Origin of the sequence: Puia sp., assembly GCF_036500295.1 — a bacterium.
Classification (GTDB): Bacteria; Bacteroidota; Bacteroidia; order Chitinophagales; family Chitinophagaceae; genus Puia.
The window spans coordinates 242,118-268,669 of the sequence record NZ_DASYCH010000092.1; the positions used below are offsets into that span (position 1 = coordinate 242,118).

27 protein-coding genes are annotated in these 26,552 nt (G+C 55.4%); 10 read left to right on the forward strand and 17 right to left on the reverse strand.

The genetic code is table 11. The features are described from left to right. The first annotated feature begins 37 nt into the window (after nucleotides 1-37). Together kynU and VGM48_RS18205 are read left to right on the forward strand one after the other, a co-directional pair. Nucleotides 38-1,399, forward strand: coding sequence for a kynureninase (gene kynU / locus VGM48_RS18200; RefSeq protein WP_331581762.1), 1,362 nt, complete (start codon nucleotides 38-40; stop codon nucleotides 1,397-1,399). Next, entirely contained in the window at nucleotides 1,396-2,580 is a 1,185-nt protein-coding gene (locus VGM48_RS18205; protein ID WP_331581764.1) for a cation:dicarboxylate symporter family transporter, read from the forward strand. The genes kynU and VGM48_RS18205 overlap by 4 nt, the downstream gene beginning before the upstream one ends. Before the next feature lie 163 nt (nucleotides 2,581-2,743). Here VGM48_RS18205 and VGM48_RS18210 read toward each other — a convergent pair whose 3' ends face one another. The 3 genes from VGM48_RS18210 to VGM48_RS18220 all read right to left on the reverse strand — a co-directional run bounded on the left by VGM48_RS18210 (nucleotide 2,744) and on the right by VGM48_RS18220 (nucleotide 4,704). Next, nucleotides 2,744-3,058, reverse strand: a complete 315-nt coding sequence (locus VGM48_RS18210) for a hypothetical protein (RefSeq protein ID WP_331581766.1) — start codon at nucleotides 3,056-3,058, stop codon at nucleotides 2,744-2,746. A gap of 209 nt (nucleotides 3,059-3,267) precedes the next feature. Continuing rightward, on the reverse strand, nucleotides 3,268-4,077 hold the full coding sequence (pyrF, locus tag VGM48_RS18215) for an orotidine-5'-phosphate decarboxylase (RefSeq protein WP_331581768.1): 810 nt from the start codon (nucleotides 4,075-4,077) through the stop codon (nucleotides 3,268-3,270). Nucleotides 4,078-4,089: 12 nt separating this feature from the next. Next, nucleotides 4,090-4,704, reverse strand: coding sequence for an FMN-binding negative transcriptional regulator (locus VGM48_RS18220; protein WP_331581770.1), 615 nt, complete (start codon nucleotides 4,702-4,704; stop codon nucleotides 4,090-4,092). Nucleotides 4,705-4,754: 50 nt separating this feature from the next. On the opposite strand from VGM48_RS18220, the gene VGM48_RS18225 reads away from it, so the two are divergent. Continuing rightward, nucleotides 4,755-5,255, forward strand: a complete 501-nt coding sequence (locus tag VGM48_RS18225; RefSeq protein ID WP_331581772.1) for a hypothetical protein — start codon at nucleotides 4,755-4,757, stop codon at nucleotides 5,253-5,255. On the opposite strand, the gene VGM48_RS18230 is transcribed toward VGM48_RS18225, so the two are convergent. Further along, nucleotides 5,252-6,352 carry an Mrp/NBP35 family ATP-binding protein gene (locus VGM48_RS18230; RefSeq protein ID WP_331581774.1) on the reverse strand — a complete coding sequence of 367 codons (1,101 nt, stop codon included), beginning with the start codon at nucleotides 6,350-6,352 and terminating at the stop codon, nucleotides 5,252-5,254. The two genes, VGM48_RS18225 and VGM48_RS18230, sit on opposite strands and share 4 nt — an antisense overlap. A 101-nt stretch (nucleotides 6,353-6,453) precedes the next feature. On the opposite strand from VGM48_RS18230, the gene VGM48_RS18235 reads away from it, so the two are divergent. Then, nucleotides 6,454-7,086: a carboxypeptidase-like regulatory domain-containing protein gene (locus VGM48_RS18235; RefSeq protein ID WP_331581776.1), complete on the forward strand. Its 633-nt coding sequence runs from the start codon at nucleotides 6,454-6,456 to the stop codon at nucleotides 7,084-7,086. 22 nt (nucleotides 7,087-7,108) lie between these two features. Next, a complete protein-coding gene (locus VGM48_RS18240) occupies nucleotides 7,109-8,011 on the forward strand; it encodes a 3-hydroxyacyl-CoA dehydrogenase family protein (protein WP_331581778.1) in 903 nt (300 codons plus the stop codon). Here the strand turns inward: VGM48_RS18240 and VGM48_RS18245 are convergent. The 3 genes from VGM48_RS18245 to ribD all read right to left on the reverse strand — a co-directional run bounded on the left by VGM48_RS18245 (nucleotide 7,989) and on the right by ribD (nucleotide 11,447). Next, entirely contained in the window at nucleotides 7,989-9,758 is a 1,770-nt protein-coding gene (locus VGM48_RS18245; protein WP_331581780.1) for a carboxypeptidase-like regulatory domain-containing protein, read from the reverse strand. The two genes, VGM48_RS18240 and VGM48_RS18245, sit on opposite strands and share 23 nt — an antisense overlap. 65 nt (nucleotides 9,759-9,823) lie before the next feature. Then, nucleotides 9,824-10,435 carry a YigZ family protein gene (locus tag VGM48_RS18250; RefSeq protein ID WP_331581782.1) on the reverse strand — a complete coding sequence of 204 codons (612 nt, stop codon included), beginning with the start codon at nucleotides 10,433-10,435 and terminating at the stop codon, nucleotides 9,824-9,826. Continuing rightward, on the reverse strand, nucleotides 10,428-11,447 hold the full coding sequence (gene ribD, locus VGM48_RS18255; protein WP_331581784.1) for a bifunctional diaminohydroxyphosphoribosylaminopyrimidine deaminase/5-amino-6-(5-phosphoribosylamino)uracil reductase RibD: 1,020 nt from the start codon (nucleotides 11,445-11,447) through the stop codon (nucleotides 10,428-10,430). Before ribD ends, VGM48_RS18250 begins: the two co-directional genes overlap by 8 nt. An 82-nt stretch (nucleotides 11,448-11,529) precedes the next feature. On the opposite strand from ribD, the gene prmC reads away from it, so the two are divergent. Together prmC and VGM48_RS18265 are read left to right on the forward strand one after the other, a co-directional pair. Next, entirely contained in the window at nucleotides 11,530-12,393 is an 864-nt protein-coding gene (gene prmC / locus VGM48_RS18260) for a peptide chain release factor N(5)-glutamine methyltransferase (protein ID WP_331581786.1), read from the forward strand. 61 nt (nucleotides 12,394-12,454) lie between these two features. Next, nucleotides 12,455-13,789 carry a carbohydrate porin gene (locus VGM48_RS18265; RefSeq protein ID WP_331581788.1) on the forward strand — a complete coding sequence of 445 codons (1,335 nt, stop codon included), beginning with the start codon at nucleotides 12,455-12,457 and terminating at the stop codon, nucleotides 13,787-13,789. A gap of 69 nt (nucleotides 13,790-13,858) precedes the next feature. Here VGM48_RS18265 and VGM48_RS18270 read toward each other — a convergent pair whose 3' ends face one another. The 3 genes from VGM48_RS18270 to VGM48_RS18280 form a co-directional block, all read right to left on the reverse strand. Further along, a complete protein-coding gene (locus tag VGM48_RS18270) occupies nucleotides 13,859-14,263 on the reverse strand; it encodes a biopolymer transporter ExbD (RefSeq protein ID WP_331581790.1) in 405 nt (134 codons plus the stop codon). A 16-nt stretch (nucleotides 14,264-14,279) separates the two neighbouring features. Next, entirely contained in the window at nucleotides 14,280-14,984 is a 705-nt protein-coding gene (locus VGM48_RS18275; protein ID WP_331581792.1) for a MotA/TolQ/ExbB proton channel family protein, read from the reverse strand. 114 nt (nucleotides 14,985-15,098) lie between these two features. Next, complete coding sequence (locus VGM48_RS18280; protein ID WP_331581794.1) at nucleotides 15,099-16,040, reverse strand: SPFH domain-containing protein; 942 nt, start codon at nucleotides 16,038-16,040, stop codon at nucleotides 15,099-15,101. Between the two features lie 40 nt (nucleotides 16,041-16,080). Here VGM48_RS18280 and VGM48_RS18285 point away from each other — a divergent pair, with 40 nt between their 5' ends. Continuing rightward, nucleotides 16,081-17,049: a YpdA family putative bacillithiol disulfide reductase gene (locus tag VGM48_RS18285; protein WP_331581814.1), complete on the forward strand. Its 969-nt coding sequence runs from the start codon at nucleotides 16,081-16,083 to the stop codon at nucleotides 17,047-17,049. Here VGM48_RS18285 and pepT read toward each other — a convergent pair. Then, nucleotides 17,046-18,293 carry a peptidase T gene (gene pepT, locus VGM48_RS18290; protein WP_331581816.1) on the reverse strand — a complete coding sequence of 416 codons (1,248 nt, stop codon included), beginning with the start codon at nucleotides 18,291-18,293 and terminating at the stop codon, nucleotides 17,046-17,048. The genes VGM48_RS18285 and pepT overlap by 4 nt on opposite strands. Before the next feature lie 112 nt (nucleotides 18,294-18,405). On the opposite strand from pepT, the gene VGM48_RS18295 reads away from it, so the two are divergent. Beyond that, a complete protein-coding gene (locus VGM48_RS18295) occupies nucleotides 18,406-19,317 on the forward strand; it encodes a type II CAAX endopeptidase family protein (protein ID WP_331581818.1) in 912 nt (303 codons plus the stop codon). On the opposite strand, the gene VGM48_RS18300 is transcribed toward VGM48_RS18295, so the two are convergent. Continuing rightward, entirely contained in the window at nucleotides 19,307-19,762 is a 456-nt protein-coding gene (locus tag VGM48_RS18300; RefSeq protein WP_331581820.1) for a peptidylprolyl isomerase, read from the reverse strand. The genes VGM48_RS18295 and VGM48_RS18300 overlap by 11 nt on opposite strands. Nucleotides 19,763-19,825: 63 nt before the next feature. Between VGM48_RS18300 and fmt the strand changes: the two genes are divergently transcribed. Continuing rightward, on the forward strand, nucleotides 19,826-20,770 hold the full coding sequence (fmt, locus tag VGM48_RS18305; protein WP_331581822.1) for a methionyl-tRNA formyltransferase: 945 nt from the start codon (nucleotides 19,826-19,828) through the stop codon (nucleotides 20,768-20,770). Here the strand turns inward: fmt and VGM48_RS18310 are convergent. The 5 genes from VGM48_RS18310 to VGM48_RS18330 form a co-directional block, all read right to left on the reverse strand. Beyond that, nucleotides 20,748-21,755, reverse strand: coding sequence for a LysM peptidoglycan-binding domain-containing protein (locus tag VGM48_RS18310; RefSeq protein ID WP_331581824.1), 1,008 nt, complete (start codon nucleotides 21,753-21,755; stop codon nucleotides 20,748-20,750). The two genes, fmt and VGM48_RS18310, sit on opposite strands and share 23 nt — an antisense overlap. 84 nt (nucleotides 21,756-21,839) lie before the next feature. Further along, a complete protein-coding gene (locus tag VGM48_RS18315) occupies nucleotides 21,840-23,204 on the reverse strand; it encodes a methyltransferase RsmF C-terminal domain-like protein (RefSeq protein ID WP_331581826.1) in 1,365 nt (454 codons plus the stop codon). An 18-nt stretch (nucleotides 23,205-23,222) separates the two neighbouring features. Next, nucleotides 23,223-23,387 (reverse strand): hypothetical protein, encoded by a 165-nt coding sequence (locus tag VGM48_RS18320; protein ID WP_331581828.1) that lies wholly within the window; start codon nucleotides 23,385-23,387, stop codon nucleotides 23,223-23,225. 48 nt (nucleotides 23,388-23,435) lie between these two features. Further along, complete coding sequence (locus VGM48_RS18325; protein ID WP_331581830.1) at nucleotides 23,436-24,224, reverse strand: DUF4249 domain-containing protein; 789 nt, start codon at nucleotides 24,222-24,224, stop codon at nucleotides 23,436-23,438. Nucleotides 24,225-24,227: 3 nt separating this feature from the next. After that, a complete protein-coding gene (locus VGM48_RS18330; protein ID WP_331581831.1) occupies nucleotides 24,228-26,543 on the reverse strand; it encodes a TonB-dependent receptor in 2,316 nt (771 codons plus the stop codon). Nucleotides 26,544-26,552 lie beyond the last annotated feature (9 nt).

The window sequence follows — 26,552 nt, forward strand, 5'->3', positions numbered from 1 at the left end:
GTAAACCAATGCTTATCTTGCGTGAAAACAGGATAGCATGCCACAAGACATAGCGCAGGCGCTGGCCTATGCGCAACAAAAGGACCGGGAGGACGAGCTGAAAGGCTTTCGCTCCCGGTTTTATTTTCCCCGGTTTGCACGGAATACGCCCCAATCTGAAATTGCGCATTCCGTGCAAACATCTGATGTCGGTCCTGACGGACAAACCGCCACGGGCGGTTTCAGGGCTGGGCGGGACATGATCTATTTCTGCGGCAATTCACTGGGTCTGCAGCCGGTTGCGGCGGAGGGATCGGTACGGCAGGAACTGGCTGACTGGCGGGAACTGGCGATCGGCGGGTATTGGCAGGCGCGGAACCCCTGGATGACCTATCCGGCGAGTCTGCGGGGTCCATTGGCGCGGATCGTGGGTTGCGGCGAAGAAGAGGTGACGGTGATGAACGCGCTGACCGTGAACCTGCACCTGCTGATGTTGAGTTTTTACCGGCCTACCCCGCAGCGTTATAAGGTGCTGATCGAGGCGAAGGCTTTCCCATCCGATCAGTATGCGGTGGAGACGCAGGTCCGGATGCACGGATTCGAGCCGCGGGACGCGATTGTCGAGGTGGCGCCAAGGGAAGGCGAGATGCTGGTCCGCGAAGAGGATATCCTGGTGGCCATCGAACGGGAGAAAGGCTCACTTGCGTTGGTTTTGTTTGGCGGACTCAACTACTATACCGGTCAGGTCTTCGATATGGCGCGGATCACGGCGGCGGCGCACGATGCCGGAGCGGCAGCGGGTTTCGACCTGGCGCATGCGGTAGGCAATGTGCCGTTGCGGCTTCATGACTGGGGGGTGGATTTTGCGGTGTGGTGTTCCTATAAATACTTGAATGGGGGACCCGGTGCGGCCGGCGGCGCCTTTATCCATGAGCGGCATGTCCGCGATCAATCGCTTGCGCGGCTGGGCGGCTGGTGGGGGAATGACGAGTCGAGCCGCTTTCGTATGCAGAAGGGCTTTATCCCGAAGCCCACGGCGGAAGGCTGGAGCATGAGTACCGCGCAGGTGATGAATATGGTCTGTTTGAAAGCGAGTCTCCAGCTGTTTGAAGAAGCGGGGATCGACCGGCTGCAGGCCAAGAGCCGGGAGCTGACCGCATATCTTTCTTCTTTGCTGGCGCCATTGGAAGGAGGGGCGTTTCGGGTGATCACCCCCGTGGAAGCAGGACGCCGGGGCGCACAGCTGTCGTTATTTTTTGAGGACCGGGATAAGGGTAAGAGCGTTCAGGAACAACTGATGGAGCAGGGGGTGATCACGGATTTCCGGGAACCGGGGGTAGTGCGGGTGGCGCCGGCGCCGTTGTATAATTCCTTTGAAGACGTCTACCGGTTTTGCCATATCTTACGGGGACTATTATGAGCAGATTCCTCACTATTGCGGTGGTAACGGCGCTGGTAGCAGCCGTGCTACTGGGTTATTTTGCGCCGGCGACGGCGGTAAAGATGGAGTTTCTGGGGGTTTGGTTTGTCGCCGTGATCAAATGTTTTATCCCTTTTATCATCTTTCTGACCATTGCCTCGGGTATCACGGGGATGAGCAACCTGAAGAAGGTGGGCCGTATCGGCGTGAAGGCCCTGTTCTATTTCGAGTTGGTGACGACGGTCTCCCTGGCGATCGGCATCGGGATGGCTTACCTGGTGCGGCCGGGGCATGTCGACAAGGCCGGATTGAAGATCCAGGACGCGTCCCGGTATATCCGGCAGGGTGAACAGGGTTTTGACTGGTTGGAATTCTTCCGTACCAACCTGACGTTGCAGGTGCTGGTGCTGGCGATTCTCGCCGGGGTCATCTTTAGCCTGCAACCGAGGCGGGAGAAGATCATGAAGGTGCTTGAAACGGGTACGAAGTTTGTTTTTCGCATCCTGAAATATGTGATGCTGCTCGCGCCGCTTGGCGCTTTTGGCGGGATGGCCTTCACCATCGGGAAATATGGGATAAGGACGCTTATACCGTTGGCAAAGCTGATGCTCACCGTTTATGGGACGATGATCCTTTTTGTGTTTGTCGTCCTGGGGTTGATCCTGCGATATTACAAGCTGAATGTCTGGACCTACCTCAAGAATATAAAGGAAGAGATCCTGATCGTACTCGGGACTTCGTCCTCGGAGGCGGCGCTGCCTTCGCTGATGGACAAGCTGGAAAAGATGGGTTGCAGTCAGCCCGTGGTGGGGTTGGTTGTACCGACGGGATATTCGTTCAACCTCGACGGGACATCCATCTATCTTTCGATGTCGGTCATCTTCCTCGCGCAATTGTATGGGATTTCGCTGAGTCCCGGCGAGCTGCTGTCCATCCTTGGCATTTTAATGGTTACTTCCAAGGGGGCGGCCGGGGTTACGGGCAGCGGGTTTATCGTTCTGGCGTCAACCTTGACTGCCGTACAGAAGATCCCCATCGAGGGGCTCGCCTTTCTGCTGGCCGTCGACAAATTCATGAGTGAGGCCAGGGCCATCACCAATATCATCGGCAATGGCGTGGCGACGCTGGTGATCGCCAAAAGCGAGAAAGAATATCATCCAGCCGCAACGGCGGTGAGTTAGAACCGGACCGACAAGCCCAGCGTCGGATACTGCACGATATCCTCATACCTCCATTCCACCCGCGCCTGAAGGAAATTCGTCAGGGATACTTCCACTCCCGCCCCGGCCGCGCGTAAGGTTGTACTGTGCGGTGAAGGGAATGCTGGTGAGTTTATAGGTGGTTTTATGGTTGATCTTCGCGACGAGATAGCTTGGATCGGCCACCTATTTGACAATAGGATGCGGTGGCTTTTTCGGGGGCCAGGCAAGCGTCGAGTTCCCGGAAAAAACGCACCAGACCTTCTTCACTATAGTATACTCTTTCGATGCCCCGCCGGGCCGATTCGCAGCCTACCGCAAAGAAGTTGAGTTCGTTGCGGAAGTTCCCCCGGATATAGGGTAAGGCGTGCAGGTCATCATCGCACAGGAGATGAACCAAAGAATCCTTACTCACCAGGAAATAGAGGACTCTGTTGTCGAGGAACTGTACAGGTCGCATTCGCCGCTGACCAATAAGCGCGCGTAGCAGGTTTGCGGCGCGGAATGGTCCACCCGGGGATCCGTAAAGGTGAGCGCACGATAGGCGTTGCCGCTTAGCCAGGATTATCGGTTTGCTCGGCGTGGACAAGGAGGGTCATGCCAAGGAAGGCGAGGGAGCTTAGGAGTTTTTTCATATAGCGTTGCAAGGTAATATGGGGTACGAGAACGTTATACCTCCTTGAGATATTGTATCATCTCCTGGTGGTATTGGGCGGCCGTTTTTTGTGCCGCGGCGGCGAAGTCTTCGCCCGGAGACGCAAAGAGGATGGCGCGGCTGGCGTTGACGAGCAGACCAACGTCCTTGTTCATGGCTTTTTTGGAGATGGCTTCGAGGCTGCCGCCCTGTGCGCCGACACCGGGTACGAGATAGAAATGATCCGGGGTCAGGCTTCGGATGCGGGTAAACGCATCGGCCTGCGTGGCGCCCACCACATACATAAGATTGTCGGGGCTGCCCCAGCCTGCGGCCGTCGTCAGCACTTTTTCAAATAAGGGGCCATCGCCCGCGGGTTGCAATTCGAAATCTTTTGCGCCGGCGTTGGAAGTAAGTCCCAGCAGGATGGTCCATTTGTCCTTGTATTCGAGGAAGGGACGGACGCTGTCCTCGCCCATATAAGGGGCGACGGTGATGGCATCGAAGCGGAGCGTTTCGAAGAAGGCGCGGGCGTATTGCGCGGAGGTATTGCCGATATCGCCGCGTTTGGCGTCGGCGATGGTAAAATGCGTTTTGGGGATATAGTCAACTGTCCGTTCCATGGTGGCCCAGCCTTTTACGCCATCGGCCTCATAGAACGCGGTGTTGATCTTGTAGGCGACGCAATGCTCTTTTGTCGCGTCGACGATCTGTTTGTTGAATTCGAAGACGGGGTCTTTGCCGCCCCGGAGATGTGCGGGGATCTTTGCCGGGTCGGAATCGAGTCCGACGCAGAGATAGGTGCCGGTACTACGGATGAGGGAAGTGAGTTGCAGTCGCGTCATGCGGTAAAAGTACTATAATTTCCTTTTCTGCATTTCGGCGGCGACGGCGCGGGACGCCTCGTCGCCCGTCGAGAGGTGGTCGATCACCTGATGATAGCTTTGCGGGTCGCGGTTCTGGCTGAGTTTATAGGCGGCCTGGATCTCGTCGATGGCGATGCGGAAACCAACGATGCCGCGGAGATCGGCCTGGAGTTCATGATGGGGGATCTCATCGATATGCACGGGTTGCGGAAGCGGATGTTCGTAGGTGTCGATGAGCCGGGAGAGGGCAGCGCGTAGTTCTTCCCCCTCGATGAGGGTGACCGTTCCGTAAATGTGAACGGAAATATAGTTCCAGGTGGGGACCTTCAATTCGGTGTACCAACGGGGCGAAACATACGCATGCGGACCGGGGAAGATGGCGAGGACCTTTGCGCCCGCGGTAAGGCTGTATTTCTGGTCGTTTCCGCGGGAGATATGGCCCAGGAGGCAGTCCTTTCCATCCACGCCGGTCTCCAGCTGCAGCGGGATGTGGGTGCCGACAGGCCGGCCATCGTGGACGGAGATCAGGATCGCAAAGGAGTTCTCCCGAAGGAACGCATGGATCTTTTCGGTATCTTTTTCTTCGTAGCGGCGGGGGATGTACATGCCCTCAAGTTACGAAAAATGCGTATTTTTAGGGTACACCTAACTTACTGATGAAACACCTGATTTCTACCCTGCTGATCTTATTCCTGTGCCTTACCGCCATCAGCGGACTGGCACAGGCATCGCCGGCCGCCGCCCAGCCGGACGATGAATTCAATCTTTTTTTACTGGCTATCGCGATCGCTTTCGTGTGTATCGTCGTCGGGGCGACGCTTGTCGGCTCAATGGTGGTGACGCTGGCCATGCTTGTGTTGTTCGGGCTGGTGACAGCGGGTATCGTTTCCGCGGGCATCCTGGTGGGACTGTACCGGAAGAGCATGAGCGCGGGCTTCAAGACCGTCGTGGCGGTAACGGGTTGTTGCAGCGGCATCCTTATCGGGGAGATCGCGTTCTACCTGATCAACCGCTTTTACCACCTGCATCTCAGCGGCGTCGCCGTGCTGTTGATCGGCGGGTTCTGTGGGCTCGTCGGCGGCCTGGTGCTGGGTCTTGTGCTGTTCCTGCTGATCCGGGTATTCCTCGACTATTGCCGGACGAAGTTGTCTTTCTAAGCCACCACCTCGGCCACTTTCTCTTTGTTTATATTGGCGTTCAGCATCGCGATGCTGCGGGCCGCGATGCCGGCAAAATCGAAGAATGCTTTTTTGGTGATGGCATCTTCGGTCATCATGATGGGAACCCCTTTGTCTCCGCCTTCCCGGATGCTTTGCACGAGCGGGATCTGACCCAGGAAGGGAATATCGTATTCCTCGGCGAGGCGTTTGCCCCCGTCTTTTCCAAAGATGTAATATTTATTATCGGGGAGTTCGGCGGGAGTGAACCAGCTCATGTTCTCGACCATGCCGATGATCGGAACCTTGAGTTGGGCCTGGCCAAACATGGCGATCCCTTTTTTTGCATCGGCGAGCGCCACATCCTGCGGCGTGGTCACGACGATGACGCCGGTGACGGGAACCGTCTGCATCAGGGTAAGGTGGATATCGCCCGTTCCGGGAGGCATGTCGATAATGAGATAGTCAAGCTCATCCCAGAGTACGTCGGTGACGAATTGCCGGATCGCGCTGCTGGCCATCGGCCCACGCCAGACGACGGCATTCTTTTCATCGACCAGCAGGCCGATACTCATTAATTTAATGCCATATTTCTCCAGGGGAACGATCAGGCCTTTTCCATTGGGTCCGCCATCGGTCATCAACGGGCGCTGTCCTCTTACTCCAAACATAATAGGAACGCTTGGACCATAGATATCCGCGTCCATGAGGCCGACACTGGCGCCCCCACGGGCAAGGGCCAGCGCAAAATTGGCTGCGACGGTGCTCTTCCCTACCCCACCCTTACCGCTGACGACGGCGATGATATTCTTCACCTTCGGGAGCAGTTCGCGCGCATCCTTGCGCTGTGTGGTCGTGTTGGCAGTGAATCGCACGTTTACCGTTGCCTCTTTATCGACCAGCAGTTTTATGGCGTTTATACAAGCATTTTTAATATGATCTTTCATCGGGCAGGCCGGCGTGGTGAGGACCACCGTGAAGGCAACATAGTTCCCGTCGATCTCCAGATTCTGCACCATGTTGAGAGTTACAATATCCTTTCCGAGATCGGGTTCCTGAACGTTGCTGAGGGCCGCTAAAACATTTTCCGGGGTCATGCGCAAGATTTTGTTAAAAACTTTAATTTGAGACAAAATTAACCACTGGCAGCTTTACTTTGTTTACGATTTGAAGTTTTAAAAGTTTAATTTTGAGCTGAATGAAAAAATTTTTACTATACTTTCTGCTTTTGTCCGCCCCCTATGCCGTTCACGCTCAATTCGACAAGCTAAAAGACTCAGTCGTACAGTTTTATGGGGTGATCATGACGGCTGACAGCCTGAAGGCGATACCGGCAGTGAGTGTTGTGGTAAAGGGGCGAAACCAGGGTACTTTTTCCAACGATCAGGGGGTTTTCTCGATGGTCGTCTTAAAGGGCGATGAGATAGAATTTACGAGTGTCGGTTACAAGCCCGTTCTGTACAAAATTCAGGATACCGTTCGCGATAACCAGATCAGTGTCATCCAATTGCTGGTGGTAGATGCCCAATATTTGCCTGCCACGGTGATCGCGGCGCGCCCCACACGTGAGCAGTTTGAGCGGGACTTTATCAATACCAAGGTCCCGGATGACAATATTGAAATAGCCCGTCAGAACAACGATGCCGCCAAGCGGCGGATCCTGTCCCGGAGTCTGCCCGCCAACTCCGCCGAGGCAGCGAGTACTTTCCTGCGACAAAGTGCCCAGCGCTATTATTACAATGGGCAGGCACCGCCGCAAAATATCTTCAACCCGCTCGCCTGGGCCGACTTTATCCAGGCCTGGAAGCGGGGTGATTTTCGCAATAATTAGCGGACCAACACTTGTTTCCCATATGCAAAAAATCTCCGTGATCGGCGCCGGTACCATGGGTAATGGTATTGCGCATGTCTTCGCACAAAAAGGATTTACCGTCAACCTGATCGACACTTCGGCTGCTCAGCTGGAAAAAGCGCTCAAAACAATCGCCACCAACCTCGACCGGCAAGTCACCAAAGGACTGCTCACGGAAGAGGAAAAGAAGGGGGTGTTGCAACGGATCACGACCTTTGGGAGCATTCCCGAAGGAGTGGCCAAAGCCGATCTGGCGGTGGAGGCGGCGACGGAGAATACAGAGATCAAATTAAGCATCTTCCGGCAGCTGGATGAAGCCGCGCCCGCGGGTTGTATCCTGGCTTCCAATACTTCTTCCATTTCCATTTCGAGAATCGGGGCTGTTACGCGGCGCCCCGCGGCCGTCATCGGGCTTCATTTTATGAACCCCGTGCCGGTGATGAAGCTGATCGAGATCATCAACGGATATGCAACGGATGCCGAAGTGACGCGCCAAATGGTGGCGCTGGCGGAAAAGCTGGGCAAGACGCCCTGTGTCGTCAATGATTACCCGGGATTTATCGCCAACCGCATCCTCATGCCGATGATCAACGAGGCGGTCTATAGCCTTTATGAGGGCGTTGCGATAGTAAACGACATAGACACGATCATGAAGCTGGGAATGGCCCATCCGATGGGACCCTTACAGCTGGCCGATTTTATCGGGCTGGATGTATGTCTGTCGATCCTCCGCGTCTTACAGGATGGATTCGGCCAGCCCAAATACGCCCCTTGTCCCCTGCTGGTGAATATGGTCACGGCCGGCTTTCTTGGCGTGAAGAGCGGCGAAGGCTTCTACAGGTACACCCCGGGCAGCAAGGAGCTGGTGGTAAGCACCCGCTTTACTGGGTCCGCAGGACTTTGATACTTCCCGTTACCGGATAACTTTGATTCAACATCGTGTCTTTCAGGTTTCCGCTGAGGGTGCCGGTGATATAGCCATTGACGGCGCCATAATTGGTGACGTTGAGCTGGACCGACGACCCGTAGCTCCAATTCGAATTGGGGGCATACATGAGGAAGTTGAGGGCGTATTGTCCTGTACCTGTCAGATTGTAGGTCGAGAGCGTAACGCTGCTGTTGTTGCCGTCGGTGGCATCGAATGAATTATAAGTTCCGGGCGTCGAGCCGATGGTAACATTCTGCGCCGAATAGGTGATGCTATTGGGCGGGGTAGTCCAGGTCCAGGTGTTGCCATTAGCCGTAACCGTGATAAATTGCGTGTAACTAACACCGCAAGCCGAAAGCTGACCGGCGTCCACCTGGCCGGAACTCGCATTGATCGTGCTGGCCGTACCGGATTGCTGCGCGGTAAAGTCGGTAGCCGTGATCATTACGGGTACCGTCGTCGAATAACAGCGGATGATCGGCAATGTAAACGCCCCCTGTTTCACAGCTGCGCGATGATCGAGCCCATCGACCATGATATCGACCATCCCGCTGTCCACCGGGTTATTGCTGCAATCCACCACTTTGCCGGAAAGGGTAAGATCGCTGCTCGTTACCGTTACCTTCAGAGTCCCCAGATCGACATCCTGGAGGGCCGGCCCTACGTTCATGCCGCCCATGATATTCCCGCATTCGGTGACGACCTGCATGACCAGCGGCTTTCCTTTGAGGATCAGCCCGCTGGCGTAGCCGTTTAAGTCCGTATAACCGCCACGGACATCGCCGGTGGGCGAGGTAAAGGAGATAAAGTTATGTGGCAGCGAGTTTCCATATTGGTCTTTTACCTGGATCTTAAAGTTGACCGTGTTGAGAGGGGAGTCGCAGTTCCACCAAGTGAAGTGACCGACCTGACCCACGTAGTTGTTTCCCTGACGGGTAGCCGTCCCCTGTTGGATCCAGCGGCCGGTTGAATCATTGAAATACCAAAGCGGGATGGTCGCAGGGGCGGTTGCCTGGAGAGAAGTTGGGATCGCCATCGTAAGCGTGGCGGTTTGTCCCGAGGCGATCTGGAGTTTATTGCCTGCGTCGTCCCGCAGTTCGACTTCCATCATCCCGAAGCTCTGGATAGCTGTTTCCTTGCCATCGCTGCCGATCCCGCGGAGATCGCCGGGCATATATTGAAAAGCATTTTCGTTGGTGGGGTTGAGATAAGTGGCAAAAACATGCACCGTGCCGGTGTAGGCAGTGTTGTCGGAAGCCGTTACGACGCTTGTGGGACCGAAGGCGACGGTGTCGCCGGAATAGACCATGACCTTGCCCCCGGTGGAAGCGAGGAAGCTGCCCGTTTCCGAACGCCCGATCAGCCGGATGGTTATAAAACCGGACTCACCGCCGTTGGTGACGATGCTGCGGCTACCCGCGAAATAACCGGATTTAGTGGCCTGGACATAGCCAAACCTGCTGGACATGCTGATATTGGTAAACGTGAAAATCCCGTTGACATCGGTCGTGGCGCTGGCCGTCCCGCTGGTGACCGCGGCTCCCTGTACGGGAGTCCCGTCCTGGTCGACTACACGTCCCTGGACATTGGCCGTTACCATTACTTCGGGAGGAATATTGTTACCGGTGGTGGTGGAATTACCGGAGGAGCTGTATTTCTGACAGGCGAGGAAGCCGGCCAGGAGGATCAGCAAAAGGGTCAGGGATACAATTGGTTTTTTCACGGGGGTAGATTGGGTTATAAAAAGGCCCAGGGGCGCCACCTATAACGCCCCGACAACCCCCAAAATTATCCCGCGGTCGGCGAAAGTTCTACATCCCTGATTTCCTGTAATTTATAACTCAGCTCGGAGATGCGGTTGCGCGGAATGGCAATAGTCATATTACAAAAAAGCTGCATCTCCTGGCGGACGACCCGGCAATTGTATTGTTTTACAAGGGTCATGATCTCATTGACCTGGGTATAGTCAAACTGAACGACGAATTCTTTTTCCACGGGTTTCTGGACAAGCTGGGTCGTCTGCAGGGCGAGGGCGGTGGCCGTCTTATAGGCGTTGATCAGACCCGGCACTCCCAGCAGGGTGCCCCCGAAATAGCGAACGACGACGACAAGGGTGTTGACGAGCTGCTTGCTGTCGATCTGGCCGAGGATGGGCCGGCCGGCCGTACCGGAGGGTTCACCGGCATCGCTTACGCGGTAGGTATTGCCGTCGAGGCCGAGGCGATAGGCAAAACAGTGATGGGTGGCTTTTGGGTGCTCTTTTTTGACGTCGTTGAGCCTTTCCCTGAACTCATCGGTGCTGGCTATCGGATAGACATAGCCGATGAATTTGCTGCCTCTGTCCTTGAATTCGGCCATGCCGGTTTTTGCGACGGTATAATAGAAATCCTGATCAGTCATGATGGTAATAACGAATGGTGTCCGACAATAGGCTTTCATGGGATCGGAGGTGAGCGTGGGTAAGTCGCGGCGCCGGCAGTCCGGCCGGCAGATGAAGGTCGTTGTTGGTGATGATGCGGGCTTCGTCCCAGGCATCTTCGTCGATAAAGGATTGCAGAAGCCGCGCTCCGCCTTCCACCAGGACGCTTTGGATCTTCAGCTGATGCAGTGCGAGGAGTAGCTGATTGACGATGCTGCTATCCGTGGCGATTTGATAGTAGTGAAGGTTTTCGTGTTCTTCTTCGTGTTTGATGCTGTTAAAGACGATGGTCTTTGTTTTCCGGTCGAACAGTTGAAGGTCAGCCGGCAATTCCAGGTTTTTGTCGATGACCAGCCGGATGGGATCGGGACCGGTCCAGAGCCGGGCTGTGAGCGCCGGGTTATCGATCAGCGCTGTCCGGGGTCCGACGAGGATGGCCGCTTCCTCCGAACGCCACTTATGGACCAGGCGGTTGGTGTATTCGTTTGAAATAGCTGTCCTTTCGCCGGCACGGGCGATAAGGCCGTTGGCACTTTGGGCCCATTTCAGCAGGACATAGGGACGGTACCGGGTATGAAAAGTAAAGAAGCGGCTGTTGAGCTGCCGGCATTCCGTTTCGAGGATCCCCGGTTGTACGTCGATGCCTGCCGCCTTCAGTTTCTCGATGCCTTTCCCATTGACCAGGGGAAAGGGGTCGCGGCAGCCGACCACTACCCGGGGGACCCGGTTCGCGATGAGCAGATCGGCGCAAGGAGGGGTTTTCCCATGATGGGCGCAGGGTTCGAGCGAGACATAGATGGTAGACTGATCGATGTATTGCCGGTTGGCCTCGCTAACCGAATCGAGGCAATTCACCTCTGCGTGCGTCTTGCCATAGAGTTGGTGATAGCCTTCGCCGATGATCCGGTCGTTATAGACCAGCACCGCGCCGACCATCGGATTGGGGGCTACATGACCGGCGCCGAGGCGGGCCAGTTCGAGACAGCGATGCATATATGTTTCGGGAGCGGTCAAGGGCGCAAATTTAATCCAAATAGGGCGTCCGCGACGCCGCAATTGGGAGTAATTTTACGGGATGGATTGGCTGACTGCACAAAAAGAATTGAGTTTGGACCTGGTACCCCTGTATGGTGAGCGGGAAGCGACCGTGATTGCCGATTGGGTAGTAGAGTCGCTTAGCGGGAAGAAGAAGATCGACCGGCTGATGCTGCGGGGTGTTTTATTGCCGCCGGAGGCCCTGGCTTCCTATGAGCGGTGCCGGCGGGAGTTGCTGACGCACCGGCCGGTGCAATATGTGCTGGGAGAGAGCTGGTTTGCGGGGATGAAATTTGTTGTAGACGAGCGGGTGTTGATCCCCAGACCGGAGACGGAGGAACTGGTCGAATGGGCGGCGGCGGAGATCTCGGCGGCCGATGCCGGAGATGGGAGATCTGCCCTGCTCGACGTGGGTACGGGCAGCGGCTGCATCGCTGTGACGCTTGCGCGAAGGCTGCCGAACTTGCCGGTATTTGCCTGTGATGTCAGCGTAGGGGCATTGGCGGTGGCGCAGGAGAATGCCGAAGCCCTGGGTGCGGCCGTGGGTTTTATCCGGCTGGATTTTCTTGATCACGGCGGATGGACCCAACTCCCGCCAATCCGCTGGCTGGTGAGCAATCCGCCCTATATCCCGATGGATGAAGCCGGTTCACTGGACCGGCATGTCGTTGATTACGAACCGGGTGCCGCACTTTTCGTCCCGACCGGCGATGCCCTTTTGTTCTATCGGGCATTGGGTGAATTCGCCCGGCAACGCTCTACGCCGGGTGGCGGATTATTTGCCGAGATCCATGAGGACCGGGGGCCGGCGGTGCAGCTGCTGCTGAAGGATCTGGGGGCCAGGGAGGTGGAGTTGCGGGCGGACCTGCAGGGCAGGAACCGGATGATAAAAGCAACATGGTAACAGTAATATATTTCATCACTTCCGCGGGCTGGGCTTATTTTGCGCCCAAAGATTGTACGTGATGATACTCAGGACCTATGGCGCCCTTTTTATGACCTTGTTTGCGGGCTCGGTGACTGCCCAGACCAACGACGCCCTGTTCAAAGATTCCGGCTGGAGTACCCATTTTCAATTTACGGGTGTCGTGCAGGGGTATCCCCATTTTTCATCCCCTTATAGCGGGCAGAACAGTTTGCAGCCGAATGGCCAGCATGCTTATTCGGTGACGACCACCGCCTACCTGGGGCATTCGCTGTGGAAGGGAGCCTCCCTCTTTTGGAATCCCGAAATGGCGGGCGGCCGCGGGGTGAGCAGCACACTGGGGATTGCCGGCTTCCCCAATGGAGAGACGTTTCGTATCGGCAACCCGGAGCCGACGGTCTATACGGGCCGGCTGTTTCTGCGGCAGCATATCTTTCTCGACAAGGATCATTTTGAACAGCTGGCCGACGATCAAAACCAGCTGAGCGAACGGGTTTCGACCTCGCGGATCACCCTGACGCTGGGGAAGTTCTCGCTGGGAGATTTCTTTGACGGCAGTAATGTGAGCCATGATCCCCGGATGGATTTTATGAACTGGGCCTTTATGAACAATGGGGCCTATGACTATGCCGCCAATACCCGCGGCTATACTTTTGGGTTCGTCGCCGAACTGGTGAAGCCCAGCTGGACCCTGCGGGTGGGAACGGCCCTGGAGCCGATCTATGCCAATGGGCCGGACCTGGATGAGCATTATTTTCATACCAACAGCGAGAACGTCGAGTTCGAGAAGCGATATACCGTCAAGGGGCATAAGGGTGTGCTGCGCCTATTGGGTTATTACAATATCAACCACGCGCCAAAATACCGGGATGTGATAAACGAAAAACTCGATGGGACGGACACCGCGATGGATGTCATCTTCGGCAAGAAATATGGCGGCAGGAAACCGGGGTTCGGGATCAACGGCGAGCAGGAACTCGGCTCTTCGGTAAGCGCCTTCTTGCGACTCGGCTGGAACAATGGGAAGACGGCAACCTGGGCATTTGCGGAGATTGACAATACGGTAAGCGGCGGGATCCGCATTTATGGGGACGGCTGGAAGCGGAAGGCCGACAATATCGGGGTGGCCCTGATGACGAATGGGATCTCGAACGATCACCGGGATTTCCTGGCGGCGGGCGGTTATGGGTTTATGATCGGGGATGGCCGGCTGCCGAATTATGGCCGGGAGGATATTGCGGAGATCTTCTACGAATGCAAGTTGTTTGCGAATATCTGGGGGACGCTGGATTATCAGTTTGTGGAGCATCCGGCTTATAACAGGGACCGCGGGCCGGTTAGCCTGTTTGCCGCGAGGGCTCACGTAGAGTTTTAGCATTGGCGCCTTCGGCACCAGACGACTGTCCATTAATATCGGGCCTTCGGCCAGCGGCGCTGTGCGCCGCTACTGCACGCCGTTCTTATCCACCGCGAGGACCGTCCGCGCCCCGAGTTCACGGGCCACGCGCATCACCTGGACTACATCGTCGACGGGAACATTTTTATCTGCATTGATGACGACCGACGGTTGATCTCCCTGTTTCACCAGGAAGGGTTGCAATTTTGCCTTCAGCTCGTCGATGGTGACATGGGCGGTGCCGACGTAAAACTGTTTATTGGCGTCGATGGAAACGACCACGGTCTGTTTGGCCTTGGTGTCGCTTTTCGACTTGGGCTGGGAAAGTTTTATCACATTCGGGTTGGCAAGTGAGGAGACGATGAGGAAGAATAGCAACAGGATGAACAGGATATCGTTCAAGGGTCCTGTGTGGACTTCCGCCTCCTCCCTATGTCTTCTTCGTAGGTTCATGTTTGTTTGTTTTAGCCTAGCGGGTTGGTTCCTGCAGGATATCGATGAAATCGGCGCTGGCCGATTCGAGGCGGTTTGTGGCTTTGTCTACCTGGGAGTTCAGGAAGCGATAGCCCAGGTAGGCGATGATCCCGATGATCAGGCCGGAGGCCGAGGAGATCATTTTTATATAAATGCCGCCGGCGATAGTCGACAGGGTGTAGTCGTTGGTCGCGGCGAGGGTATAGAACAGCTCGAACATCCCCACGATGGTCCCGAGGAAGCCAAAAAGGGGGCCGATGTACCCGATGACCGACAGGACAGACAGGTTTCTTTCCATTTGATACAATTCCAGCTTCCCGACGTTCTCCATGCTCCGTTCGATGGCTTCTATGGGTTTACCGACACGCTGGATACCTTTATCGATCATCCGGGCGACGGCCGAGTTGGTATTTTTGGTAAGGCTGCGGGCGGCCTGGACGTTTCCATTGATGATATGATCCCGGATAATGCTCATGAAGTTATCGTCCATTTTCATGGCCTTCTTGATGGCCAGGTAGCGTTCGAAGAAGACGAAGAAGGCGATCACCAGCAGAAGGGCGAGGGGGAACATAAGCGGACCGCCTTTCATAAGGATATCCCAGAGACTTTCTTTTTGCTGGGTCGCCAGCTGGGCGACGTGGGCCAGGCTGTCTTTGAACTTTGCGGAGTCGATGATTACCTGCAGGAAGAATAAATTCATGTGGTAAATGTAAAGATTTGCGAATATAACGGCCAGAGGGCCGATGTATTTTTAAGGAAATGCTAAAATTAGGCCAAATGAACCTCTGTGAGGCCAAATGGCTGCCCGATGCAGCTATTTATTCGGGCCGAGCTGTTGGTTGATCATCAGGGCCTGGATCTGGCGCATGGTATTTTCCATCCCCTGGGCGCTGCCATCGAGGAAGATGATGTTCCCCTTGCTCACTTCCGCGAAGTTTTTGACGGCTTCGGTCCACATACTGAAGAGGATGACATTGGTGTCGAGATTGGCCCGTTTCATCTCTTCGGCGGCCTCGCTCATCCCGTGGGCCACTTCCTGCCGGAAGAGGGCGACGCCCTGGCCGCGGAGGCGGGCTGCTTCTTTTTCGGCTTCTGCGGAGATCTTGATGGCATTGCCTTCGGCTTCCGCGGCCTTTGTTTTTGTGATAAGGAGGGCCTGGCCTTCGTTCTCGGCGGCGGCCTTCAGGTTGTTGCTGGCCACGACCTTGCTCATCGACTCGATAATGGCTTTGTCGAAAGTGATATCGTTTATCTGGAGGTCCATCAAGTGATAGCCCCATTCTTCGAGTGATTGATCGATCTGGTCTTTTACGAATTCGACGATCTCCCGCCTGAGACCGAGTATCTCGGCCTGGCGCTTGGTGGCGACAAAAGAGCGGATGCTGCCTTCGATGGTGCGGGTGAGGGCCTGCATCAGATCGCGATCGGCAATGAACTTGAATGCAACGCGTTTGATGGTTTCTTCATCGGCGTTTTGAACGGCATACAGGAGCATGCTTTTAAAATAGACGTTGGCCTGGTCGGCGGTGACGGCCTGGAATTCCAGTTCGACCGACCGGTTCTGAATGGAGATCTTCTTATATACCACTTCGAGAACAGGGAGTTTGAAGTTGAGCCCCGGACGGAGGATACGGTTATATTTTCCAAACCTCGTGATGACGTAAATATATCCCTGAGTGACCGTCAGGACGCAGCTGAGGATCACTGCCAGGACGATCAGGACCCCGATGATATATACGACATTGACAGTCTCCATATGTAAAACTATTTGTGGGTGAATGTACATAAATTTGCGGATGCGCACGAATTACGGTCTGATCATTATCGGCGGCGGGCCCATTGGCATTGCCTGCGCCCTTGAGGCTCAAAAGGCGGGAATCGAGTATCTTATCCTGGAAAGAGGCTGTCTGGTCAATTCTTTGTACCGGTACCCGGTCAATATGACCTTCTTCTCCACTTCCGAGCGGATCGAGATCGGCGGGGTTCCTTTTGTCAGCAATAATGTGAAGCCCAACCGCAGCGAGGCGCTGGAATATTATCGCCGGGTGGCCGTGTCGAACGCCGTCAATATCCAGCTGCAGGAGGGAGTAACGGCGGTGCGTCCGGCGGGTGGGGGGTTTGAGGTGGTGAGTAACCGGAGCACATATCATGCCGCCAACGTGATCCTGGCCACCGGCTTTTATGATATCCCGGTGTTGCTGAATATCCCCGGTGAGCAGTTGCCCAAGGTCACACACTATTATAAAGAGCCGCATTTTTATGCGATGCAGAAGGTGGTGGTGGTGGGCGCCAGCAATTCCGCGGTGGATGCGGCGCTGGAGACCTGGCGCAAGGGAGCGGAGGTGACGATGGTGATCCGCGGTGAAGGCATCGGCCCCCGGGTGAAGTATTGGGTGAAACCCGATATCGAGAACCGGATCAAAGAAGGCAGCATCACCGCCCATACGCGTTCGGTGCTTTCGGCCATCCGGGAAGGTGAGGTGGACATTCTTACGCCGGAAGGACTGAAGACCATCTCCAATGATTATGTCATCTCGCTGACGGGATACCAGCCCGATTTCAAACTTTTACGGCAGATCGGTATCCAATTGTCGGATGACGGCCGGCTGCAGCCGTATTACGATCCCGAAACGATGGAAACGAATATTCCGGGTCTGTATCTCGCCGGTGTCGTCTGCGGCGGGATGAATACGCATGTCTGGTTTATCGAGAATTCGCGGGTGCACGCGGGGATGATCATCCGCAATATCCTGAACAGGGCTTAGGACCGCTGTTCCCACACCTGCGCCAGATGAACGATGGTCCGCACGGCGGCCTGCATATCCTGGATGCTGACATATTCGTGCTTCCCGTGAAAGGCCATCTCGCCCGTGAAGATATTTGGACAGGGCAGACCCATAAAGGAAAGCCGGGAGCCGTCGGTGCCGCCGCGAGCGCTGCTGCGATGGACTTTCACGCCGGCCCTTTCGATCGCTTCCAGCGCATATTCCGTCACCTCGGGGTGTGCGTCGAGCACTTCTTTCATATTGCGATATTGTTCGGTGACCGACACCTCGGCGGTGGCGCCGGGGAAGGCGTTTAGCGCATCGTCGATCTTATCCTGCAGATGAGTTTCGTAGGCTTTGAGTTTCCCCGTTATAAAGTCACGGATGATGAATTCCACCGTCGCTTTTTCGGTGATGCCGCTGAACCGGACGGGATGGACAAAGCCATAGCGGTCTTCGGTGGTTTCGGGGGACCATTCGTCCTTTGGCAGGCTGTCGATAAAGTGAGCCGCGACTTTCAGGGCGTTGACAAGTTTGTCCTTGCCGTAGCCGGGATGGGCGCTGATGCCGTGGAAGGTGATCGTCATGGCATCCGCGGAGAAGGTCTCGTCCTCGAATGAGCCGAGTTCGCCGGCGTCGAGGGTGTAGCCGAAATCGGCGCCGAGCCGGGTCATGTCGAGCTTATCCACTCCCCTGCCGATCTCTTCGTCGGGTGTAAAAAGGATACGGATGGCGCCGTGTTTTATTTCCGGATGCCGGACAAGGAAATGCGCCATATCCATGATCACGGCGATGCCGGCCTTGTCGTCGGCGCCCAGCAGGGTCGTGCCGGAGGCTGTGATGAGATCGTCGCCTTTTTTGGTCGCCAGGTAGGGATGTTCTCGCGGGCTGATCACCTGGTTGGGGTCGTCGGGAAGGGGGATATCGCCGCCGTCGTAATTGGCATGAACGATGGGTTTGACGTTCTCACCGGTGCAATCGGGGGCGGTATCCATGTGCGCACAGAAACAGATGACGGGTACGGGTTTATCCGTATTGGCGGGGAGGGTGGCATAGACATAGCCGAAGTCATCGAGCGCTGCGTCGGTCAGGCCCATGAGCTTCAGTTCTTCCACCAGCAGCCGGCCGAGGTTCTTTTGCTTCTCCGTGGACGGATGGCTTTTGGACTGCGGGTCGCTCTGGGTATCGATTTGTACGTAGCGGAGAAATCTTTCCGCCGCGCTGAAGTCGTAGTTTTCGAACATCTTATGTATTTTCGTTGAGGCGAAAAATTGGGCAAATATAATTTTTTGCCTCAACATGGCTAATGTCTTTAAACTGGCTCCGCCAGTTTTGGACCTGGCGAATATAATGCGTATGTCTGATCAGGCTATAAAAAATCCGGTGTTGCGGCAGGGCTGGCTGCGGGTGTTGGTGTTTTGCGTCAGCTTTTGCGTCCTTTCCATACTTATTGCCGTTCCGGCGGTGATTACCGTCGCGGGAGTTTCCGTCGACGATCTGAAGGCGAAGCCGATTGCCACGCTTTCGGGGTTGCTGACGGGGAACTATCTCTGGCTGATGGTCCTGCTGGAATTTGCGATCGCGATGGTTTCCGTAGGGATATTCCGGCTGCTGATCGACCGGCGCAGCCTGGGAACGCTTGGCTGGGGGCTGGAAGCAGTCCCGGGTGAAGGCGTGACCGGACTTTTTATGGGACCGGCCCTGCTTGGAGTCACCGCGCTGCTGATGATGGCCAGCGGACACCTGGAATGGGTGGATATCAGCTTTGACCCATCTTCCCTCTTCGTCTCGCTGGGTTTGATGGCGCTGATCGCCTTTAGCGAGGAGATGGTGTTCCGGGGTTATATCCTCAACAACCTCCTCGAATCTTTTCCCAACAAGTGGGTGGCCCTGCTGATCTCGGGGGTGCTGTTCGCCGGCTTTCACTTTACCAACCCCGGCATACACACGCTGGCGTTCGCCAACCTGTTCCTGGCCGGGCTGCTGTTGGGGGTCAACTATATCTACACCCGGAATCTCTGGTTTTCCTTCCTTTTTCACCTCAGCTGGAATTTCTTCCAGGGACCGATCCTTGGGTTCCGGGTAAGCGGGCTTAGCCTGCCTACGCTGCTGGTAGCAGAACCCAAGGGCGATCTCTTTATTACGGGGGGGGACTTCGGACTGGAAGGCTCGATCCTGAATACTACCGTTTCGGTTCTAGCGCTTTGCGTGCTGGCGCTTTTCTTTGAGAAGAAATACGCTGCCAGGTCTCAGCAGCTTACGGCATAATGATCCGGGACGGGCTGTTGATATCCACCAGTTCGAGATCGAAGATCAGATCCTGACCGGCCAATTGGTGGTTGGCATCCAGCACGACGAATTCTGGTTTTACTTCCACGATGACGACGGGCATCTGTTGTCCGGCACCGTTATTCATGGCCAGTTGCATTCCAACTTCGGGCTTCATATTGGGAGGAAATCGATCGATGGGAAATTCAATGATCGCCTGGGGGTCACGGGGTCCATAGGCATCATCCACGGCGATCTCGATGGTCTTTTTTTCACCTACGGTCATGCCCAACACACCATCGTCGAACCCTTTTATCACCATACCGCTGCCCACTTCAAACTCCAGGGGAGCCCGACCTTCGGATGAATCGAATGTTGTGCCGTCGGTGAGCCGCCCATGATAGTGAACTTTGACGGTATCTCCTGATCTTACTTCTTGTGCCATACAAATGTGTTTTGTGCAAGGTAAGGCTAAATAGTTAAATTGCGACCAAATCAGCCGTTGCATATGCCGAGTAGTCCGAGGATAGTTTTTATGGGCACCCCCGAATTCGCAGTCGCCAGTCTGGAGGCCATCCTGGATGCCGGATTTCAGGTAGTCGGGGTTGTGACGGCGCCCGATAAGCCGGCAGGCCGGGGAATGCAGTTGACCGAAAGCGCCGTCAAGAAATTTGCCGGCGGGAAGGGCTTGCCCATCCTGCAGCCGGAGAAATTGCGCGACCCCGGTTTCCTGGAATCGCTGCGGGCCCTGCGGGCCGACTTGCAGATCGTGGTGGCTTTTCGGATGTTGCCGGAAATGGTATGGGACATGCCGCCGATGGGGACCGTAAACCTTCATGGTTCGCTGTTGCCGCAATATCGCGGCGCCGCGCCGATCAACTGGGCCGTGATCAACGGTGAAAAAGAAACGGGGGTGACCACCTTTCAATTGCAACACGATATCGACACGGGAAGCATCCTGCTACAAGACCGGTTCCCCATCGAGGAAACCGACACGGCAGGAGATGTACACGACCGGATGAAGGTGATCGGCGCCAGTCTGCTCGTGCAGACCATCGAGGGACTTGCGGCGGGAACACTGCGCTCACACCCCCAGGAGAATTCCGCGGATCTGAAACATGCCCCGAAAATTTTTACGGAAACAGGAAAGATCGATTGGAATAAACCGGCGACGGAGATCTTCAATCTTATCCGCGGGCTTTCGCCTTTCCCCACGGCCTATACGGAGTTGGATGGTAAGACCCTGAAGATCTACCGGGCAGAAAAAGCGGTGCATGCGCTTGCGCCGGATGTCGCGCCGGGTGTCTATGACACCGACGGGAAAAGCTTTCTCCGGTTTGCCACACCGGATGGTTATATCCGGGTGACCGAATTGCAGCTGGAAGGGAAAAAACGGATGGCCGTGGCGGATTTCCTGCGCGGTTACCGGTTTAGTAACTCACCTGAACGGTAAATCGATCGCTGGTTTGTCCCATCTCAGCGGCGGCGGCGTTGCTGATACGGATGGTGAGACCGGCGCTTTCCTTCATATCGGGAAGCTGTCCCAACACCTTTACAAAGACGCTTTTACCGGCGGCATCGGTGACCTTCACGATGCTTCCGATGGCGATATTATTCATGAGCGCATAGTATTTTCCATCCTGCCAGCCGCTGGTGCTTTTAAAGATACTTGCCATGCCGCTGAGCGATTTTCCATTATCCATGAATTCGGATTTGAATATCCCGCCGTCGAAGCGGGGCGATGGAGGAGCGGAAGGAGTTGCGGCACTCGCCGTGGCGACAGCCGGTTTTGAAATGGGCGTATCCACGGATTTTGTCAGGACCGGTTTTGCTGAGTTAACCGCAGTTGTTGTTGCCGTTGCGGCAGCCGGCGGCGCAGCGGCCGCTGTCGAGGTGGATGCCGGTAGTTGAGATATCGCGGGTGTTGCCGCAGGAGGCGGGGGCGGGTTTGTCGCCAGCGTGGACAATGCCGTCCTGACTTTCAGATAACCTACGATCAGGCGCATGCCCGGACGTACCGCGTCCTTGGTCATTTTATTCCATTTTTCCAGCGTGGGGATGGGGACTCTATTGTGATTGACGCTGATGCGATACATCCATTCCTTCTCCTGGGTGATGTAATAGACAGGGAGCAGGGATTCGGCCGGGGTTTTCTGCAGATTCTGGGAGAAATTGACGGCCGTGAGCGGGATCTGGACGACCTGCCCGATCGACAGCGGCTGGGTTAATGCCAGATGATTAAATGGGGCCAGTTCTTTTGGGCTGGTATTATATAGCCGGCCGATGCTGTACCAGTTCTCTTTGGCGGTGACCGTGTGTTCCAGGTATAATTTACCGGTCTGGCCAAAGACGATCAATTCATTGGATGTTGTTTGGGCCTGGGCAAACTTTATTAAAAAAAAGCTAGTCAGAAAAAGTACGGTCACTTGTGATCGCATAGCGATATTTTTAGTTAATGTCGGCCCCACGTCGTGGGCACACCGGATTACAGCCGATCCCGGTTTCAACAAAGATGCGGTTTTTTATTCTCTTTTGAGAATCCGCCACTCTTTGGGATAGTAATTGTTTGAGCGCTGGGGAAGGACCTTGATCCAACCCAGGTTATGGTCCGCATATCGTACAAGGACCCAACCCCGGTGCGTTGTCCCGGGGTGCAGATCCTCCTTTCGCAGATATTGCAAGGCCTGTTCGCGGGATAGCGACAAGGCTGGAATACCGGGGTGAGCCATCGTGCTCATTGCCAGATGGTGATGCGGGATAAAATCCTTTGCGGACAGCTGCCCCAGGGTGATGCCCGCCTCTTTCAGATAACAGGCGGATTGCAGGATGGGAATATCCACGAGCCGCGATTCAGGAAGGGCATGCACCTGTTCCTGATGGATGAACAGCGCCAGTGATGAGGCAGGCTGTATCCATTGGTGAATGGTTTCCAATTCTTTTTTCGACGGTTTTTCGGGTTGGTTCAGCTTGCGCGGCGGGGCAAAACTATTTCCGTCATTCTTGCGGAGGGCGGCGATGAAAAGCCCTTCCCCCTTCAGCCGGTGCGGGTAGAACCGATAGCCATAGCCGCCTTTTTTGCTTCTTGTTTCCACGATATTCCATTCCGGGTCCAATTGCAAGGAACAGCTTGTCGCATCGAATTCCATCATCAGCCAATCAAGGATGTCTTCGTCCTCTTCGCGGGAATAGGCGCAGGTGGAGTAGATGAGTATCCCTTCGCGCCGCAATGCCGGCCAGCAATCGGCCAGGATACGCTGTTGCCGCTGCCAGCAGAGCTGTACATTTCCCGGGCTCCATTCATTGACAGCATCGGGTTCGCGACGAAAGAGTCCGCTGCCGCTGCAGGGAGCGTCGACCACGATGACATCAAAATAGTTTTCGAGCCGTTGAAAGTCCCGGGGGTCATTGTTGGTGACGACCGTACCGGGGGCGCCCCATTTGATCATGTTCTCCTGCAGGACCGATACGCGATTACGGATGACTTCGTTGCTTACCAGCAGGCTTTCCGGTGATAAAAGCGATCGGAGCAGGGTGGATTTGCCGCCCGGGGCCGCGCAGCAGTCGAGGACCCGAAGCGACCGGGTGAGATCGGTGGTCTGACGAAGGGCCTGTTCGAGGAACATGCTCGACGCCTCCTGGACATAGTAGGTTCCGGCATGAAAGAGCGGGTCGAGGGTAAAGCTGGGGCGCGAGGCCAGATAGTAACCCGATGAAGACCAGGGCACCGGGACCGCGTTTTCCGGCAGCACGGCGGGCGGTTTGGCCGGGTTGATACGAATGGAAGTGGGCGCGGGCCCTGCGGTGTGCACGGCTTCGAAAGCCGCGGCATCGTAACCGGGAAGGCCTTCAAGCGAGGAGAGGAGTTCTTTTGGTAGATGAGAGGACACGATCGGTGTAAAAATAGGCTAATTCCGCGGATTGGTCAAGGCAGGAGGGTGTTTAGAAAAGGCGCCACGCAACCACGCGTAGAAGCCATAGGGCCCATGGCTCAGCCGGATGGCGACGACGACGATCCAGGCCATCCCGAACAGCCCCAATAAGAAGGCGGGAAGGATAAAATTCCTTTTCATGTTCCTGAAGATAACAAAACCCGGGAAATACCCCTCCCGCACCGCCTTCTATGGTACGACGATCGTTTTTGTCTGCGAGGTATGAGCACTGAAATAGCCCAGGGCCCCGCCCACAATGTTCGTCACAGGGTTGCTCGCAATCGTGCTCCCATTTCCGGTAGAGGACATATCCACACTGTACCAATACTTATACATGGGCGCATCGATACACTGCATTTCCACGTTGACATTGTCCTTGCCGTGGAGGGTGCTATCCGGGTCCGGCCGCAGCATCGACCAGGTGCTGGTCTTCCCGTCGGTGAAGTCATCGTTTTGATAATAAAGCGTTTTGTCGAGTACCCCGTTGATCGTCTGGTTGAAGCGGTAGCTGTTTCCCTGGCCCACCGGGTCGGTGAACAACGGCACAACGGCCTTGACCGTCTTCGAGAAATTGAACACTTCCACGATATAGAGGCTATCCAGGTTCACCTGATGCGGCATGACCGAAGTTGCGGTGAGATGGGCATTGCCCACCGTTACGTCCAGATTATAAGTGCGTCCTTCCACTCCCTGAAGCGTCTTCGTCTGGTAGATGCCGGGGGTTATTTCCTGCAAGGTCTCGGTATTCCCGGCATTGTCCGAAATGATCACGGCCGCCTGGCTGACCCCCTGCAGGGTATAATCCGCATTCACGGCATCCGTCTTGCCGATGGTCACCTGATAGGGCCCGGGCAGGTTGGTCACGTTTCCTTCGATAACATATTTTCCCGAATCGTTCTTTAGTTTCAGATCGATCACTTTCTGGCAGGCTGTCAGGCCGAGGATCGTCAATAAAACGGCTATTTTGATGGATCTCATTTTTTAGAATTTGAAGTTGTAGGAAATAAAGGGCACCGCGCTGAACAGGGTCGTCCTGACCGCCTCCGTCTTGTCCGGGTCGGTCTTATTATCCCGGAACGTGATGATAAAGGCATTGTTCCGGGCATAGGCATTGTAAATCCCAAAGGCCAGTTCCGAAGAGTACCGTTTTGTTTGCTTCAGCTGCACCGTTGCGCTGAGGTCGAGGCGATGATAGGCGGGCATGCGGTAGCCGTTACGCTCCGAATAATAGTACACCGTCCGGCCATCCGCTCTGTATTTGCCGCTGGGGAAGCTGACCGCATTGCCGGTATTATAGACCCAACTGCCTGAAATGCCCCACCGCCGGTTGAGCTTATACATGCCGACCACGGAAATATCATGTGTCCGGTCCTGAAAAGCATTGTACCATTGGTCGTTGTTGATGCCATCGATCTTCTTCTCGGATTTTGACAACGTGTAGCCGATCCATCCCGTCAGCCGGCCCTGTTTCTTCCGCAGGAGCCACTCCATACCATAAGCCCTGCCCTTGCCGTATAGCAGTTCGGTCTCGATGGTGCCGTTGCTCTGAACATTGGCGCCATCGCGGTAATCGATCTGGTTTTCCAGCGCCTTGTAATAGGTCTCTACAGTCAGCTCATATCGATCATCGCTTAAATTCCGGTAATAACCGAGAGATACCTGGTGCGACCGTTCGGGTTTGATCATATTGTTGCTCAGCACCCAGCGATCGGTCGGCAAACCCGCGCTGCCGGAGGAAATAAGATGCATATTCTGGGTGTTGTCGACATAGGAGGCTTTGAGAGAGGATCTGGCGTCCAACTGGTAGCTCGCCGCAAAGCGGAACTCCGGGTTGACATAGGTCTTCAGGATTTGGCCACTGCCATTATGTATCGTATCCGTGACCTTTCCGCCGGGCGTCACATCCACAAAATCCCCCTTTCCGGTGGCACTGAAAACCTCCAGCCGGGCGCCGTAGGTAAAGCTCAGGCGGTCGGAGGCCTTCCAGTCGTTGCTGAGATAGACCGCGCCCTCCAGGCCGTATCTTTTCTGCCAGGCGGTGTCGTTGACGCCCGCATCGGTTCCCGCATCGAGCACGCCGGGTGTCATCTCATGGTGGATCGCGTTGAACCCAAACCGAACCGTATTACGGGGGTTGAGGTACCATTGAAATTCTTCCTTCAGGTTGAGGTCCTGCAGTTCGGATCTGACGGAAAAACTGCTGCCGCTGTTGTTAAAGCGCAATTTATAGTTGTAGTCGCTATAGATAAGGGAGGTGTTGGAAAACAGCCGTGGCCCGAAGGTATGATTCCAGCGGATGGTCCCCGTCGCATTCCCCCAGTTGATGCCAAAGACATCCGCGCTGGCGAGGTTATCCCGCCCGAAATAGCCCGACACATATAGTTTGTCCTTACTGCCCAGAGTAAAATTCAACTTCGCGTTGAGGTCGTAGAAGTAAAGGCTGTTCTTGTTCTTCGTGGAGTCTCCCGACAGTTTCAGGAACATGTCCGCATAGGTGCGGCGCGCCGTGAAAAGGAAGGAAGACTTGTCCTTTTCGATGGGGCCTTCCGCAGTGATCTTTGCCGAGATAAGCCCGACGCCGCCCGTGACATGAAAATCCTGGTTGTTCCCTTCGTTCATCCTGACGTCCACCACCGAAGAAAGCCTGCCGCCATACTGCGCCGGCATATCCCCTTTGTACAGCGTGACATCCTTTATCGCATCTGAATTGAAGGTCGAGAAAAAGCCGAGTAAATGGGAGGCGTTGTACACCGGCGCCTCATCCAGCAGGATCAGGTTCTGGTCCGTCGCGCCGCCGCGAACGCTGAGTCCGCTGTTTCCCTCTGCAACCGACTTTACCCCCGGCAGCAGTTGCATCGTCTTCAGGATATCCTTTTCTCCGAAAAGGACCGGCACATTTTTGATCTCGTTGGTCGTAAGGTGTTCGACGCCCATCTGTGTCCCCCGGATGGTCCGGCCCCGGTTACCCTGTGCCGTTACCACTACGTTCTGTAATTCCGCCTGTTCCCCCAGCTGAGTGGAGAGCTGGATATTTTCTTTCAGGTCAACGTCGACCGTTTGGGACTGCCGGCCCGCCGATGAGATGATCAGGGTATATTTCCCGGTGGGCAGGGTGAGAGAATAGTAGCCATAATCATTTGTCGTCACTCCGATGTGCTGGCCGGAAACGATCACCGATGCCCGGATGATGCTTTCGCCCGTGGCCTTGTCTTTTACTGATCCGCTGATGGTGTGTTTCTCCTGGGCTGACAAACTTATGGAAGCTGCCAACCCAATGAGCAGGAATAAAAACCGCATAGGAATATT